General features: G+C 43.2%; 8 protein-coding genes and 1 pseudogene. 5 read left to right on the forward strand and 4 right to left on the reverse strand.

The annotated features are described in order from the left end of the window. Nucleotides 1–38: 38 nt before the first annotated feature. Nucleotides 39–611, reverse strand: coding sequence for an RNA polymerase sigma-70 factor (locus tag DW182_RS10435; protein WP_044532759.1), 573 nt, complete (start codon nucleotides 609–611; stop codon nucleotides 39–41). Between the two features lie 905 nt (nucleotides 612–1516). On the opposite strand from DW182_RS10435, the gene DW182_RS10440 reads away from it, so the two are divergent. The 5 genes and pseudogenes from DW182_RS10440 to DW182_RS10460 all read left to right on the forward strand — a co-directional run. Beyond that, nucleotides 1517–2896, forward strand: a complete 1380-nt coding sequence (locus DW182_RS10440) for an FAD-dependent oxidoreductase (RefSeq protein ID WP_044532758.1) — start codon at nucleotides 1517–1519, stop codon at nucleotides 2894–2896. A 69-nt stretch (nucleotides 2897–2965) separates the two neighbouring features. Beyond that, nucleotides 2966–3892, forward strand: coding sequence for a FecR family protein (locus DW182_RS10445; RefSeq protein ID WP_044532757.1), 927 nt, complete (start codon nucleotides 2966–2968; stop codon nucleotides 3890–3892). A 105-nt stretch (nucleotides 3893–3997) separates the two neighbouring features. Beyond that, the gene (locus DW182_RS10450; protein ID WP_233564125.1) at nucleotides 3998–7321 is read left to right on the forward strand and encodes a TonB-dependent receptor; all 3324 of its coding nucleotides are present in this window, start codon (nucleotides 3998–4000) and stop codon (nucleotides 7319–7321) included. Between the two features lie 13 nt (nucleotides 7322–7334). Further along, complete coding sequence (locus DW182_RS10455) at nucleotides 7335–9173, forward strand: RagB/SusD family nutrient uptake outer membrane protein (protein ID WP_117707305.1); 1839 nt, start codon at nucleotides 7335–7337, stop codon at nucleotides 9171–9173. A 652-nt stretch (nucleotides 9174–9825) separates the two neighbouring features. Then, a pseudogene (locus DW182_RS10460) lies at nucleotides 9826–10555 on the forward strand (transposase); the annotation flags it as partial. A 110-nt stretch (nucleotides 10556–10665) separates the two neighbouring features. Here DW182_RS10460 and DW182_RS10465 read toward each other — a convergent pair. The 3 genes from DW182_RS10465 to DW182_RS10475 are packed head-to-tail and all read right to left on the reverse strand — an operon-like array spanning nucleotide 10666 to nucleotide 17547. Then, nucleotides 10666–12255: a DUF5123 domain-containing protein gene (locus tag DW182_RS10465; protein WP_233564126.1), complete on the reverse strand. Its 1590-nt coding sequence runs from the start codon at nucleotides 12253–12255 to the stop codon at nucleotides 10666–10668. A 32-nt stretch (nucleotides 12256–12287) separates the two neighbouring features. After that, nucleotides 12288–14309 carry a RagB/SusD family nutrient uptake outer membrane protein gene (locus DW182_RS10470; RefSeq protein WP_305000463.1) on the reverse strand — a complete coding sequence of 674 codons (2022 nt, stop codon included), beginning with the start codon at nucleotides 14307–14309 and terminating at the stop codon, nucleotides 12288–12290. A 7-nt stretch (nucleotides 14310–14316) separates the two neighbouring features. After that, the gene (locus DW182_RS10475; protein ID WP_044155142.1) at nucleotides 14317–17547 is read right to left on the reverse strand and encodes a TonB-dependent receptor; all 3231 of its coding nucleotides are present in this window, start codon (nucleotides 17545–17547) and stop codon (nucleotides 14317–14319) included. Nucleotides 17548–17706 lie beyond the last annotated feature (159 nt).

A 17706-nucleotide genomic window follows, 5' to 3' on the forward strand; every position in this document is an offset into this window, starting at 1 on the left:
TTAGAATCTAAATACCCTAAATGAAAGTAGGCTATTCTTTAACTGTTCAAGAAGTGAAGCGCAAACAGGAATGTCGGCATATAATCTTTTAATTCATGGCGAAGGACCTTTAAGGCTTTGCTAATGTGATATTCAATGCTCTTAATGGAGAGTCCTGTTTCTTGCGCTATGTCTTGATAGCTCTTCCATTCGTAGCGGTTCATCACAAAGATGTTTCTCGTTTTTTCTGGCATTTGCTTAAGGGCTTTGTCTATTAACTTCTGCACTTCGTTTCTTAAAAGGGTTTCAGGCTCACAGGCTTCCAGGCTGGTAATACGCATGGTCAGTTCCCACTCTCTGTCACTCAGCATGTCTTCTGTGATGCTATCCCGTACACGCTCCCGCCGCAAATAGTCCAAACATCGGTTTTTCACTATAACTAGCATATACATAGCTATGTCGTTTACTTCTATCAGATTGTTCCGTTGTTCCCAACAATGTAGAAAACTCTCGCTCACGATGTCTTCCGCAGCCTCAATGTGATGGACATAGGAATCGGCAAATCGGACAAAACGTTCGCGGTGTGTCATGAAAATTTGGTCGATTGCCATTATATTTCTTGTTTTTCCCATTGTTTAAAGTAATTGGTTGACAATGTTCATACAACTATGATATAGCACTTTTTAGCAATAGCGTATTAAAAAGCCGGATATGGGCTATGCGCCAATTGCGATTCCCTTATATCGGTCGAATGCTGTTTCCTACATTGCTTTAATGTGTGTTCAGGCTCCATTAAAGATGTTGGGAATTAGTCGCTTATTTATCTTGCAGCACTAAGCTTTGTTGGCTAACTCGTATCGTTTTCAATAACTTAATTGGGCTTTAACGAAGTGCTGTTAAAGCAAAACAAAGGTAAGTTGTTTTTCTAAAAAATCCAAATATTCTAAGGGGCAGTTTGAATTTTGCTCAGTGTGTCTTTGAAATATGTGTATGAGGCTGTTTTCTGCTTTATGAGGGGTAAACAGGCTGTATGGTGAGCAAAAACAGGGGAAAGGCCGAAGATGAGTTCAAATGGAGCAGGCAAAAAAACTTGAAAAAGATTTTTTAGTCGTTTTTATTCTTTGTATTGTAAAAATTACCGCCATCATCCAGAGGAGGTGTCTCTGGTTTTAGTAAAACGGACGCGAAGGTTTACTGAAATCGAAAGCTCCTCATACTTGGCACAGAAGCAAAGGAACCTTACGTGGCAAAAAATTACCACTTCCGCGGCCGAGTCTCTTATTTTATTCGGGCCTGGATAAGCTTCATCCGCCACCTCTTCGGGAACCATCTTTCCGCTTTTGCAGATACGGAAAGCGTAACGGATCGTGCAGCAAGTGAAAACGGGAGAAAAGGCCAAAGATAATTCTCTAAATAAAACTGATGAGGAACTTGAGAAAAAAAGAAAAATCAAGCAGACGCTAAAAAATATCCAAAGTTTGGTTAGGGTGCTCCGAAGCTCGTTCGTCCTTATAGAAAATGCTAAAACCATAAAAACATGAAAAGACGAAATTTTATCAAAAGCTTGAGTACGTTAGGATTGGCCTCAGTGGCCATGACTCCTACTTTAGCATCCATACCGGGCGGCAATAACAAAGACAGCATCAGAGCCCGCATTCCCATAAGTACAGACTGGGATGTCATTGTGGTAGGAGGTGGACCCTCAGGATGTGCAGCTGCCGCCGCCGCCGCTCGCGATGGTGCTCGCACACTGCTGATTGAAGGAACCGGAGCTTTAGGAGGCATGGGAACCTCTGGCTTGCTAAATGCCTGGTGTCCTTTTACCGATGGGAACCGTATTATATATAAAGGTATAGCCGAAAAAGTATTCATGGAATCCCGCAAAGGTGTGCCCCACGTCCGCTACAATGACTGGGTGCCCATCAATAGCGAGTACCTCAAGGTCGTATACGATGACTTAGTGACCCAAGCCGGTGTACACGTGCTCTTCTTTACGACCATGGCTGCTGTCGAAATGAAACAAGACGGAGTGGTGGACGCAATCATTGTGGCCAACAAGGCCGGCCTTACAGCCTGCAAGGCTAAAGTGTTCATAGACTGCACCGGTGACGGCGATTTGGCAACTTGGGCGGGAGCCGACTATCTTAAAGGGGATGAAAACGGTGAAGTGCAGGACGGTACACTCTGTTTTACCGTATCGAACATCGACCCTTATGAATACTCTCTGATAGGTAGCGTACACTCTAACCGAAAAGATTCGCCTGTGCACTCCATTCATGGAAATCCTAAATATCCCTTGGTCAAGGATGCGCACATGAACGACAAGCTGGTAGGACCTGCTATCGTAGGATTCAATGCCGGACATGTCACTGTAGATAGCACCAATCCGGAGTCGTTGTCGCAGGCTATGCTGAAAGGCCGCAAGGTAGCTCAACAATTGCATCAGGGGCTTAGAGAGTTTGAGCCTAAAACCTTTGGCGCCTCACACTTGAACACTACCGGAAGCTTGATGGGGATTCGTGAAAGCCGCCGGATAAAGTGCGATTATACTTTTACCTTAGACGATTGGTTGGAACGCAAGGAGTTCGCCGATGGCATTGGACGCAACAATTATTATATTGATGTCCATAAGAAAGACGCTAAGCATTTTCCTCGTTATAAAAAAGGAGAGTCACACGGGATTCCTTTCAGCTGTCTGACTCCGGTGAAACTGGAAAATGTGTTAGTGGCAGGCCGTTGCATATCAACCGACCCTTACGCCTACGGTAGCCTGCGTGTGATGCCTCCCTCGCTGGTGACCGGTGAAGCAGCAGGAACAGCCGCCGCACAGATTGTCCGTTCCAAGAAACCCGATGTACATAATGTGGACATCAAGCAGCTAAGGAGTAGACTTGTAGAGGTAGGACAATTAATTTAAAAAAAAGCGGATTCCGTGTTTAGGGTATTCCCTCATTCATTCGTCCTCATAATAGTGATATAACTATATATGGAACAAGAACTCCTACATAAGATGTTTCGTGGCGAGGCAACCGACCAAGAGTTGGCTGCCATTCGTCAATGGGTCAATGCCGACCAGGCTAACCGAAAAGATTTCTTCAGGGAACGCACCTTTTACGATGCGCTCCAATTGAGCAAAAAGGCCACGGCCAATAAGCCCTCAGCGCGTAAAACGTTTATCTGGAGTTGGAGCCAAACCGTTGCTGCGGCAGCAGTGATTCTGATTTGTGTCTTGGCAGGCCCGGCCTTATGGAGCCATTTCGCCACTGATGAAATGTTTTTCAATACCATCAAGGTGCCAACCGGGCAACGTGTGGAAATGACCTTGTCTGATGGTACGCACATCTGGCTCAATGCCCGCTCCGAACTAACATATCCTACAAGCTTCAATAGCAAAAAACGTGAAGTTCGGCTGAAAGGGGAAGCTTTCTTCAATGTCACGAAGCAGGGCAACAAAAAATTCATTGTGAACACCGGCCGTTGCGAAGTAGAGGTGCTGGGCACGCAGTTCAACGTAGAATCCTATGAGGATGACGAATTTTCTACCGCCCTTATGCAAGGAAGCGTTAAGGTCACCGATTCAGAGAACCCCGACCAGGTTGTGACGCTCACTCCTAACAACTCGGCAACGTTGTGCGACGGGCAGCTTAAAGTGAGCCCCATTAGCAACTTTGATGCGTATAGCTGGAAAGAGGGAATCATCACGTTTCGCAACACTTCGTTTAAAGATCTGATGAGAAAAATGGAAAAGAACTACGGCATACGAATTATTATAAACAACCCTAAACTCGACCATTACTCATGCAGCGGAAAGTTCCGCATATCGGATACCATAGAAACTGTGCTAAAAGCACTTCAGCAAGACGCTAAGTTCTCTTTCGAATATAAAAACAACGATACGATAATCATTCAATAATAACCCTAAAAACTTTTTAATACCTATGACATCACCGCCTTAAATATAATATACATACCTATAAACATAACATACTAATACTAAAAAACTTTTAAACTTTACATCATGAGAAAAAGAAAAACCAGCGTATCACACCTGCTGAAAATGGCAGCGATGTTCTTGGTTTCGTGCCCCTTGAGTCTACAAGCGGTAACAGTGGACCTGCAAGACTTGCGCATCACCTTGAACAAACGCAATGTCAAGGTGGAGAGTGTAATGAGTGACATTGAAAAACAGACAGACTTGTTGTTCATTTACAACAAGAACGTAAACGTAAACAAAATAGTAAGCATCAACACCAAAAATTCTACTTTAGAGGAGGTGCTCAAGGATTTGTTCGGTGATGAAGCATCCTATAAGATAGAAGGCGGCTACATTGTGCTCTCTCGCAACGGAGCTTCGACAAACGATAGCCAACAGCAAGCCAAGCGCACCATAAAAGGTGTTGTAAAAGATTCTTTCGGGCCTATTATCGGTGCAAATATTATAGAGAAAGGTACTACTAACGGTGTTATCTCCGATACGGATGGAAATTTTACATTGTCTGTAAGCAACCCAAAAGCTACCCTTATTGTCACTTACATAGGTTATAAGTCTACCGAAGTGGCGATAGGCAATAGTAACTCATACGAAGTTGTCATGCAAGAAGATACCGAAGCGCTGGAGGAAGTTGTGGTAATCGGCTACGGTAGTGCCCGCAAAATGGACTTGACAGGTTCTACGTCTTCATTGGGCGGTGAGAAATTGCGTATGAATAACACTCCTCAGCTGTCATCACAATTGCAAGGACAGATGGCCGGTGTGCAGATAACAAGGTCAAGCGGCGATCCAGGTTCCGGAGCCACAATACGTGTACGTGGTATTACGACTCTCTCTACCAACGACCCCTTGGTCATTATTGATGGAGTACCCGGAAACTTGGGCGATGTGGCACCGGAAAACGTGAAAGACATTCAGGTTCTTAAAGATGCGGCATCTGCAGCAATCTATGGTTCACGTGCTGCCGCAGGTGTTGTGCTGGTTACAACAAAGCGTGCCAAGAATAAAGAATTCCATCTGTCATATAATGGCGAATATGGAATAGATAAGCCGACAGAAGTGCCCGAATTTGCTAATTCGGTTCAATGGATGACTGGCTTGAATGAAATGACATACAATGATGGCGCTTCTTCTCCTTACTCTATCTATTCGAAAGAAATGATAGACAACTATGCGCAATTGCGTGCTGAAGACCCAGACAGGTATGCCGATACGGATTTTATGGGACTCGGACTTAAAAGCCATACATCACACCATCGCCATTCGTTGTCGTTGAGTGGAGGAACTGACAAACTGAAAAGTAACTTCAACTTGGGATATTATAGCTCTGAATCGCTTTTTAAGAACAAAAACTACGAGCGGATTAATATCCGTACCAATAACGATTACTCCATAAACAAGTGGATTCATGCCAATGTAGACTTGAACATGGTGTATGGGAACTCCGAAAAATCTCATGCTTCCATATCCGAGCTGATGGAGCGTGCTCCTATTTACAATGTTTATTGGAGCGACGGCACTTTTGCCGATGGCAAGGATGGAGATAATCCTATCGCAAAGCAAGAATTGGGAGGAACCTCTATCAGCAAGAATTATCGTATAAGTGGTAAAATCCAATTGGACATTAAGCCGATCAAGGGGCTGACATTGACGGCCATCCTTGCTCCGAACTATTCTTTTGCAATTGGGAAGAGCCATACTAAACGATACGATGTGTACACCATTTCCGGTGAAACAATTCCGGGAAAGGACAATGCGACTACTAACCTGAGCGAATCGCGCAACCACAACCATAGCTTAACAAAACAACTCTATGCCAATTACAAACTAGACATCAAGAAACATTCCATCGGAGTGATGGCCGGTTATGAAGACTATGCATACAAGTGGGAGAATCTGGGTGCTTCACGTACCAATTATACTTTGAATAACTATCCTTACTTGGATTTAGGTCCTAAAGATTACCAGTTTAATAGTGGCAGTGCCGGACACAATGCTTACCGCTCTGTGTTTGGACGTATCATGTATTCATGGGCAAATCGCTACATGCTGCAAGCCAATGTCCGTTCCGACGGTTCTTCACGCTTTGCAAAAGGTCATCGTTGGGGAACGTTCCCGTCGGTAAGTGCCGGATGGATTGTTTCTGAGGAATCTTGGTTCAACAAAAAAGTTGTAGACTATTTGAAGCTGCGTGGCTCTATCGGTCAATTGGGAAATGAGCGTATCGGTTCTGAATTCCCTTATCAAGCTAAGTTGGCTTTCGGAACAGGTTATCTTCCCAACACCTCTACGGGTGTGTCCGATGTTGTTCAAACAGCCTATCAGTCTGAATATGCTTTCAATGATTTGACATGGGAAACCACCACCACTTATGGAGTTGGCGCGGATTTCGGATTATTAGATAGCCGCTTGCGTGGTTCTTTCGATTACTATTACAAGAAAACCACCGATATGCTGATGCAAGTAGGATTCCCTTCTTATTTCGGATACAATGCACCGCAGAACAATGCTGCTGATATGCACACCAGAGGCTGGGACTTTGAATTGTCGTGGAGCGACCATATTGATGATTTCAAGTATGGAGTAAGCTTCAACCTGTCCGACTATCGTTCTAAGATGGGATATATGGCCGACAGACAGAATATCGGTTCCGGTAAGATAACCGAGGAAGGTTCTTATTACAATGAATGGTACGGTTATAAGAGCTTAGGCATTATCCTGAATGCAGATGCTATGTATGATGCCGATGGAAAGAAGATAGCTGTGCTCACTAACAATGACAAAGAGGGTAACATCCGTTATCAAGACATTGATGGCGATAACAAGATAACCGCTTCCAGCGACCGGGTGAGACTGGGTAATTCATTGCCCGAACTGCAATACGGTGGTTCTATATGGGCCGAATGGAAAGGCATTGACTTCAATCTGGCATTTCAAGGCATCGGGCATATACTTTCTTATTGGTCATGGCCCGTCACTCCCTTTAAATATCAGGCATACGCTTGTCCGCTTAATTTAATTGAGAGCCATTGGAGCCCTAATACTACCGATGCAGAGAATGCCAAGGCTAAATATCCGAAGCTGACAACGAATAATACAAATATTTACGCAACCAGTGATTTCTACTTATTTAATGGGGCTTACATGCGTATAAAGAATATAACCCTTGGTTATACTTTCCCCAAGCAGCTGACTCAGAAGTTTAATGTAAGCAAACTGAGAGCTTACTTTAGCGTTAATGATTTGCCGGCATTCTCTAACCATCCTAAAGGGTATGATCCTGAGTGGACCAGCTATGGCAACGATTTAATAACCTCTTCATTTATATTCGGCTTGAATGTTTCATTTTAATATCTAAGAAATCATGAAAAAATTGCATAAAAAGATATTGGTCATGACAATGGCCATCGGCCTGACAGCTTGCGCTGATTTAGATTTGAATCCTTTGTCTGAAGGGTCAAGTGAAAACTGGTACCACGATGCCACGGAAATAGAAATGGCCTTGAATGATTTGTGGCGACCGGACTTTTTCCCTATCGATGGTATTGATTGGGACGATGACGTACTGAACCGTGGTGCGTCAAATGAAATCACTATTGGAACAGTTACTTCGCAATGGAAAACCTCTGTCAGCAGATGGAACGTGCTCTACAAAGCAATTGCGCGTGCAAACAAAATCGTCAATGCACTGGATAAAGGCAGTGCATCGGGGCTGAGAGAAGCCAAAGTGAACCAATACAAAGGCGAAGCCTATTTTATGCTGGGCTTTGCTTACGGTGAGCTGACTGCATATTATGGTGACTGCATTCTCAATAACAACATGAGCCTGAACGAAGCATACCATGCCGCCCGTTCTCCTAAGGAAAAGGTGCTTGAATATGCTTATGAATGTTTCGATAAGGCCATCGAATACTTGCCGGCCACGATAACCGGACAGCTCAGACCGACTAAAGGTGCTGCACTTGGCTTTAAGGCGCGTTTTGCCCTGTTCCATCAAGACTGGCAGACTGCTGCAGATGCTGCTAAGCAATGTATGGACTTGAATGTGTACGAGTTGCACGACAATTATCTCGATTTGTTTAAGGCAGACAAGTCGAAAGAGCTGATGTTCTATTTCAAGGGAAACCTGGCTCTTAAGAAAGGATTCGGCCTTTTTACCGACATCCGAAATACAATCATACGTAAGGTCAGTGGAACTGCCGGAAAGAGCCCTTCTTTGGAATTGCTATGCGCTTATACCTGCATAGACGGATTGCCTATCGACGAATCGCCGCTCTATAATCCTAAAGACCCGTTTGCCAACCGTGATCCCCGATTGGCAATGACCATTCAGCCGTATAAGACGAAGTATTCGGAAGATTATGCTGAATATGAGGCCTCGAAGAAAGATGGCACATTCCCCGAGAAATATCCGGACTACGTTATGCTGGGATATGAATACAACCCCAGCCCTTACGCCAATAAAGTCTACGAGGTGGCTACTGGCAAAATGGTTCTGAGCAGCGATTCGAAAGCTTCTAACCAGCATGCCGCATACAATGGTTTGGTAATCCGCAAATTTGTGAAAGAGGAGTGGAAAAACTATAACAAGTATGGCGGCGTCTCAGACAATTGCCATCCCTACCTGCGTTATGCCGAAGTTCTTATGACTTACTTGGAGGCTAAGAATGAGATGGGGACGTGTACGCAAGAAGATTTGGACAAGACTATCAACTTGATCCGGGAGCGTGCTTATCGGAATACAGGTATCGACTACCCCAGAGTCAAGGTCGCTTCGCAAGCAGCACTCCGCCGTATCATACGGATGGACCGTCGTGCGGAGTTTACATTCGAAAGTGTTCGGTATCGCGATTTGCTGCGCTGGAGAGTAGCCGAGAAGTCGCATAACAAATCCATGTATTACTTGGATCGTGCATGGTCCGGCTCGACCAATTGGAACGGACTGACAGGCAGCGAGTCGAATACGCAATTGTCTGACGAGTTTATGAAGCTTTTGAAAAACTGGGACGAGGGCAACTATCCGATAGGAGGCATCCCTAATATTGACGAAGACGGACTTCCCGATTTGTCTCCGATGGAAGAGGCCGGCTATATCGTGACTTTCTATAAGATGTCGTTCGACCCCAAAAAGAACTATTTGTGGCCCATACCGGCTGACGACCTCTTGGTCAACGACCAATTGGAGCAGAACCCCGGTTACTAATATGCCGATATCGACTCTGCCTTTCCTGTGAAATCTGCAATCTGTGTAACACTGATTAAAGACGGAAAGTAGAACCAAGCTGTAGAGGGTGTCAGAAGAAACTCCCTTGATACTTTCTTTTAGGCGCGAATTGCGCGGAACCTCGGATTTAATTATAGAATCCGTATTGTTCCGCGTGATACGCGCCTAAATATTATCACATCACGAAAGCGCCCGCATGCTTTTGAATCTGTCCCTTTCGGTGTCCTTACTTATGAGGAGATGTCCGGGCCGATAGTTGGCGTTATGCACAAGATGGCGTGTTTCTTGGTAATCTTGCGTCTGAAGGATTGGTAATCTTGTGTTTGAAGGATTAGTAATCTTACATCTGAAACATCGTGATATATGGATGGGAATAATGTCTTTCTCATGCCCTGCTTCTATATAAGCGTGAGTTCGGGATAAGAAAAAACTTTTAAAGGAACTTTTTTATCCCGAACTCACGTATCAATATAGTATCGGTGGCGATGATCTTGGAAGCACTTGTCTCATGCTTGGTATCGTATGGTTGCATTCTTATTCGTTGGCATATCGCGATTCTAGTTGCTAACTTGAATTTTATGAGTTTCAAAACGGAGGGGGAAGTTCTTTCCCAAAAGCCTCAACTTCGTCTGCTATCACTTTCTTCCACTCCTTCCAGCATCGCTATAACCGCTTACCGGGTATCGGTGTGGCAGACTCCGGTTACGGCTCGGAAGAAAATTACCGGTTCATGCAAGAAAACGGGATAGAGGCCTTTGTCAAGTACAACTACTTCCATAAAGAGCAGCGTCCCCGTTATACTCCCAACCCGTTCCATGCGGAAAGTCTCCATTACAATGCGGGGGAGGATTATTATGTTTGTCCAATGAGGCAACATATGAACCGTATAGGAACCAGACGTGACAAAACAACGAGCGGATACATCACCAAAAGTGCCCAGTATAAAGCACAAAGATGCGAAGGCTGTCCTTTGCATGGAAGTTGTTTAAAGCACGGGGAAACCGTATTATAGAAGTCAACCACCGGTTAAATCAATACAAAAGGCAGGCACGGGAAAGGCTAGTCTCAGAAGAAGGAGTCAGGCATAGGGAAAGGCGGTGTATAGAACCGGAAGCTGTTTTCGGACAAATGAAATACAACATGGCATACAGGAGGTTCCGGCATGTGGGAGAAGACAAGGTGACAATGGACTTTGCCTTCTTTGCCATAGCTTTTAATATCAAAAAGATGTGTGCAAAACTGAGAAAAGCAGGAAAGGAGCTCATTACATTTGCTAAATCTATATTTATTGGGCTATTTATAACCCGATACAACGGGAATATAGTAACTTGTTACAAATGAATGAGAAAAAAGCGGCATAGCCAAAAGAAAAGATAACAGGACTATAAATTATAGAAAGAGGTTGTACCAGAGTTTTGACACAACCTCTTCCTTTTTAAGAGAATCTTATCCTGAATCTAATACCTACTTATTAAAACCATCTCGGGTCTCCCGCTACTCCGGTTCCTGCAAATCCAGCACCTTGTTTGATGTGGAAATCGCCATTGGCAGGATCTACAAACAAGCCATAGATATCCAGGTTTACAACCGTAATATCATCCAGCGGACGAGAATCTTCTATTAAATCATTTGTCTTGTAAGAACCACCATAGGAAATAGTAATATTGCTATAGTTACCATTCGTAGAGTGCAGCTTCTGACCACCATTAGGACCGGCAAAAATACAGTTTTCAATAGTCACAGTCGGTTTGGAGTTGTTGTCAAGTAACCAAAGGTGAGTCATCTTCTCTGCAATATTTACCAAAGTCACATTCTTGAATTTGATATCAGTCTTCACACGTATATCGGCAATACGGGTGTTGAATTCAGTCAATGTACTATTCGTAACATTGATAGCAGGAATTGTACAGCCTGAACCTACATTGAGGAAACTCCAACCACCAGTGTTCGATACCCAACAGTTATTGAAGTTGACACTATTACCTTCTGCACCACTATGGAGACGGACAGCAGAATTAACTTGTTTCACTTCACAGCCTTCAAAAGTAATATCGTGGAACTTCTGCGCACCTACTTGGAACATAAATCCACCATCGGAGTTCATGCTGAGGTATTCAAAATTAACATCATTCACTTCGCTTTCGATAGTAAAATAAACTTTATTCAATTGAGACAACTTACCATTTGCATTTTCCGAACCAACAAAACTAATATCCTGTATACCTGTTGGAATTGTAATGGTTCCCTCCATATTAAATTCCATACCAGAGGCAAAGTTCACAGTAACTTTTTTAGTCCCTTCAGCAGCATGTCCTGCCAAAGCCGTTGATATATCCTCAGCAGTAATGCCAGAAATATTAATATTAAAAATCAGACTGCCGGACGAACCTGAAGTTTTCGTATTCAGTGTTCCACGCAATACTTCATTGTAGAAAATCTGAGCAATATAAGGTACTCCCATATCCAGACCTTCAAATGTTGCAGCAGCATTCTGTATCTCAGCAGTAGTCAGCACACGGTTTTCAACTACTGTACTATCTTCATTCATCAATACAAGATTCGTAACCCGATCTGTCTCTTCCCAAAGGAAAGTCAGGCTATTAACTGTAGGTCTGTAACTCCTGAATATTTGTTCCGCCGGAGTGATAAAGGTAAATGAGCTCAACTTTGACTTTAATGATGCATCTGCATTCTCAGCATGCATACGTACCCAATAATTGGTAGTACCATCAAGCCCTTCAAACCAAGTACGGTATTCTACTTTCATCGCTGTATTTGAATCTGCAAACGGAGTCAGAGTATCAGCCAGAATAACAACAGATTTGTCAATCGTTGCAAAGTCGGCATCTTTACTGAATTCAAATACATAGTTAGCAGCGTCAACTACTTTAGTGTGTTTAATCTGAATGGAAGTAGGCTTCAACGTACTTGCCTCGAAAATCAAAGGCTTAAACAAACGGTTCTCACCGGTGGCCACTTCCCAATCGTTTACGTCACGGTCGCACGAAGAAAAGAGTGCGGCTGTCATGACAAGGGATGCGAATATGCTTTTAAGTTTCATAATCTTCATTTTTTAATTCTGTTGTCCGTTTATTAATAACCATAGGAATTTACCAAAAAACCCTTGGACTGATAAATATCCGTATCATAGATAGCATAAGGATGACGATAGTTACAAGTTCCGTTGCCAATAGGATATTGTTTCAACATATCACCAATCTCACCACCATTCTTCAGTTTTCCCAGTAATGCACTATAGTCGTAAGATGCATTGATACCGGTAGCCATTACCAGAATCTTGGCAAGTTCGTCACGATAAGTAGTGCCTGACCCGGTTTCAGGTTTTGCATAAGTTTTCGGAAACCAGTCAATCTTTTCATAGCCTGCAGGAGCCGTACCCAGTTCCTGATAATAATTGGGTGATGAATAATCTACATACAGTTTATCATCTGTCCGCATCTTATAGTACAATACAGTCGGGAAATCCGAAGGCTGATAAGTCTTATCAAAGATGGTCACCGGATGTTGGTTATCAAGCATCAGGCAAAGGCTTTCTTTCATAGCTTCAATCTTACTATCCAACAGCCCCCAACGAATCAGGTCCATTTTACGAACACCTTCACCACCAAATTCCCAAGCACGTTCATTCACTATAGCATTGAAGAAGTCAGAATCATACTTCGCAATTTCAGAAGAACCGGATCCAAATGCACGTTCACGTACTTTTTCCAGAGCTTGACGGGCTGTCATACCTGCCGTTGTATTCTGATGATCCGGTCCGTAAAGCTCATTCATAGCCTCAGCAAACATCAGATAAATATCAGAATAACGCATTACAATCCAGTTGATACCGGTAGCCACACGGCCGGCAGCAGCCAAGTGAAGGGCACGATAGGTTTCACTGGTCCAGTACATACGCCATTTAGCATAGTGTACATTCGTAGCATTCAGACTCAAATCCTCATAATTCTCTTTACGCCAGCGACCGAAAGTCAATGTAACGTCACGGCGCTTATCCGTCTTACCAAAAGAATAGAAGTAATAAATTGTAGAAGTAACATAGCTACTACCCATACCTTGCTGTCCGTACATAGAGCCTTGTTGAACTTCCCAACCCATCAGAGTGCCCACGTCACCGGTATTACCTACACCTAAACCAACTTCATAAAGATTTTCATTATAAGGATTCTGATCCAGATGATTTACCGTTTTCCAGATATTCTCAAAGTCAGGATCCAATTGATGCGGATTCTCAGGATCACCCAGAATTTCAGCACATTGTTTAGCTGCTATTTCATAGTACTCTTTATAGTTCTTCACACGACCTACATAATATCCATTCATTTCAGGGATGGTAGGATGCTTCTCCAGCTGCATATCAGGGAATTGATTACCATCACGCAACGACCATCCACCTGCGAATAAGGCCACACGTGCCAACAGGCCTTTAGCAAAACCTTTGCTGATACGTTCAGCAGTAGAAGCTTTACCACTACCTAACCAAGGCAGGTATTCGATGGCTTCCTGCAAGTTCTTCACAAGGTCGGCATATACAGTATCACGGTCAATCTTACCGATATATACATTGGAAAGGTCAGAATTGGAAGTTGTTTTCTTATAAGGAATATCTCCATAGATACGCACCAATTCAAAATAAGCCAATGCTCTCAGAGTCAAAGCTTCACCTAATAACGGCTTACCGACAGTCGGATTTGTCTTCAGCAATTCACCTCCACGCATTCCTTCTACGGCAGCAGAAGCAAGTTCTGCAAAACGGAAGATATTGTTCCAACGAGTGGTAGAGTTGCCGGAATTACCATAATAGTGGTTCTGACCATAGTCGCTATTTACTTCTTTATAGTTAGTCAGATAAAGGTTACAATTTTCCGTATCACTGATATTCTGCCAGTTCACAGATATTTTCTGTCCGTAAACATACGTGTCGGACATGGTAGCATAAACTCCCATCAGGGCAGCCTCGGCCATAGCCTCGGTATTGAACACATTTGTGTTACTTTGTTTGGAGGGGGTGTCAGTTGCCAGGAAATCATCACATGAAGTAGTGATCAGCATGGCAGCTGCCAAAGTTAATATATATAATTTCTTCATGATCATTAGTTTTTTAGAGTGTCAGGTTAATACCAAATAAGAATGAATGAGCTTTCGGGTAAGCAGAGTAGTCAACACCCGGGGTCAATGGAGTGCTACGACGGGTATCTACCTCAGGATCTTGTCCGGAATACTTTGTCCAACAATGCAGGTTGTAACCAGTGAAGTATACACGCAACTTCTCAACCAGGAACTTCTTAGTCCAAGCCTTCGGTAAAGTATAACCGATTGTAAGATTACTCAAGCGAAGGAATGAACCATCTTCGATAGCATAGTCCGTCATGACCGTAGAGTTCATCAATGGATGCCAGATCGTAGCATTCTGATTGATTTCCTGCAAACGTGCCGGATTCGCATATTCACCATACATGATATTGTAACCGGTTTCAGGATCGATAGTGGTAAAACGCTTATCCAAGGCCATATCGCTACTCAGATTCTGATACTTCTTGGAACCTGCATACGTAGTATTATCTATTTTATTGGCATTCAGAATGTCATTACCATAACTCCAGTTGAACTGTACACCAAAGTCGATGCCTTTATAGTCCGCATTGATATTGAAACCACCGGTATGTTTCGGCATGGCATTACCAATGACGGTACGGTCATTCGTAGTGACTTTATCAGAACCATCATCCGTCAATTTCTTTAGTTTCATGTGTCCAGGACCAAACCAGTTACCGCTGGTTGCAATAATATCACTACAATCGGCTACACCCGGTTTGATGATCCAACGTTTCGTTTCTTCGTTAAAAGTAAAGTCATCGAAAGAATAGAAACCATCTTGTTTGTAACCATAGATCTGACCAATGGATTTACCTACAATGGCACGATAATCATCCGAACCGATACTTACTCCCCAGCCGGAAGTAGCAATCATAGAGTCGGAACCATCCAGTTTGTCAACAGTATTGCGGTTGAAAGAGATATTGAAACCCAATGACAAGTTGAAGTCCTTAGTTTCAACGGCATACCAGTTAGCTGTCAACTCCACACCTTTGTTAGTAGTCTGTCCCAGGTTGCGGTATTGAGTGCCGTAACCGGAATGAGTCGGGATATCCACAGCCAGAATCAAATCCTTAGTTACATCCTTATAAGCATCGATTACCACATTCACTTTATCATTAAAGAATCCCAGATCCAAACCGATGTTAGCAGAAGTCTTGGTTTCCCAAGTCAGGTTCTCGTTACGGAGTGTATTGGTTGGTTTCAAACCACTTTGCACTTTCTCACCGATATAGTAGAGTCTGTTTGCAGAGCTTTCGAAACTGTATTGCTGACGCCAGTAAGAACCTACACGTGCATTACCTACCTGTCCGTAACTTAAACGAAGCTTAGCATTAGAAAGCCAACTTTTAGTAGCTTCCATAAAAGGCTCCTCAGACAGACGCCATGCCAAAGCACCAGCGGGGAAGAACCCCCATTGTTTGCCCGGAGCAAATACGTTTGTACCATCTTCACGAGCTGTGAAAGTCAGATAATAACGGTCTTTCAACGTATAGTTCAGACGACCGAAGAAAGAAGAGGTACGCGACGGCTCACCTATATCATTATAAGTAGGCAACGGTTCACCATAATTCCACATAGCCAATACTTGTTCTGCTGTAAAGTCCTTCGGGAAGAATTTGGATTGAAGGGTCATCTTGTCCGATTTGCCGGAGAAAATCTCCTGTCCAAACATAATATTGAAACGGTGATCTTTTGCAACCGTAAAATCATACGTCAGATGATTCTGTATCGTAAAACGATAACCATCGGTATATTCACGTTTGGCAACGGGCTGTCCACCATTAGCATTAGATTCACCGGTCTTCTTCAACCATATATTATCCGTATGTGCTTTCTCGTAAGAGTAGCTACCCTGAACACGATAATCCAAACCTTTGATGATATGGAATGTCAAACCGACATTATAAGAATTAACAAATGAGTACTGTTTCTTAAACTCATTGGTAATGTTGTAAATCGGATCATTCAACATACTAGCAGATTCTGCCCAGTCGAGCTCTTCGCTGGTACCCACCAGGTTCTCCATAGACAAAGTCGTTATACTCTTTACCGGAGCATACTTGACACCATCACGGAGCTTACGTCCACCGGATACGTCGGGACCATCAATCACCGTATTCGTAGTACGGGCTGTAACGTCCAGATCAATGACTTTACCAAAAGATTTATTCAGCTTAATGTTGAAGTTATCACGTACATAGTTAGAGTTCAACATGATGTAATCTTCATCATCACGTGTATAACTGATATTGTAGCGCATAGTTTCCGTACCACCCGAAAGCGATACATTGAAATTCTTCTGTACACCGGTATTGCCGTACAGCTGATCTTGCCAGTCGATACCTTCACGGTATTTGTAAAGGTCTATATCATCCCACATACCATACATGCTGTAGAAGCCTGCACTGGATACATTCGGGCTCGAATCGATTTCCTTCTGATAATATACATATTCATAAGGAGAAAGGACATCCGTCAGATTGTAGGTTTTCTTTATACCAACATAGGAGTTCACATCTACCACTGTCTTACCGGCTTTACCACTCTTTGTAGTCACCAGAACTACACCATTAGCACCCTTGGCACCATAGATTGCCGTAGAAGAAGCATCTTTCAATACACTGATATCCTGGATGTCACCGGGAGGAATATCATTAATATTCTTCACGATAAAGCCATCTACGATATAAAGCGGAGAATTATCCTGGGTAATAGAACCACCACCGCGTACACGTACTTTGATTTCGGCATCGGGAGAACCGTCCGTTACCGTTACGTTCACACCTGCCAGATGTCCGCTCATAGCCTGCAAGGCAGAAGTTACAGGGATATCTTTCAGTACCTTGTCGTTCATAGAAGAAACAGAACCGGTCAGGTCTTTCTTCTTCATCGTACCGTAACCTACAACGACTACTTCATCCAACATTTTAGAGTCGTCCTGAAGCTTAATACTTAGCGTCTTCCCGGCAACGGCATCTATCTCCTGGGCCTGCATACCTATATATGAGATGACCAGTTTCTTACCTTTGCCACTGACCTTCAGAGTAAAATCACCGTTTATATCGGTAATCGTTCCGTTACCTGCATTACCCTTTTCTACAACGGATGCACCGATAACACCTTCTCCCGTGGAGTCTGTCACATTACCTTTAACAGTAATCTCTTGTGCAGACAGTCCGATAGGAACCATCAACAGTATAGCCATTAGCCATACAAAACACTTGTTTTTCATTTCTACAGATTTTTGTTTCACATTAATAAAGGATTTAGTTTCACATATTTTTTCCTGTTGCAAATGTGACAATTTACGGATGGAGAGAGGAGTAAAAACTATCGGAAAAAGAGGAAAATATCTGTTAGAACAATAAATACAAGGGGGTTACACAAAAAA

The sequence above is a fragment of the Bacteroides sp. AM16-24 genome, from assembly GCF_003471885.1.
Lineage (GTDB): Bacteria > Bacteroidota > Bacteroidia > Bacteroidales > Bacteroidaceae > Bacteroides.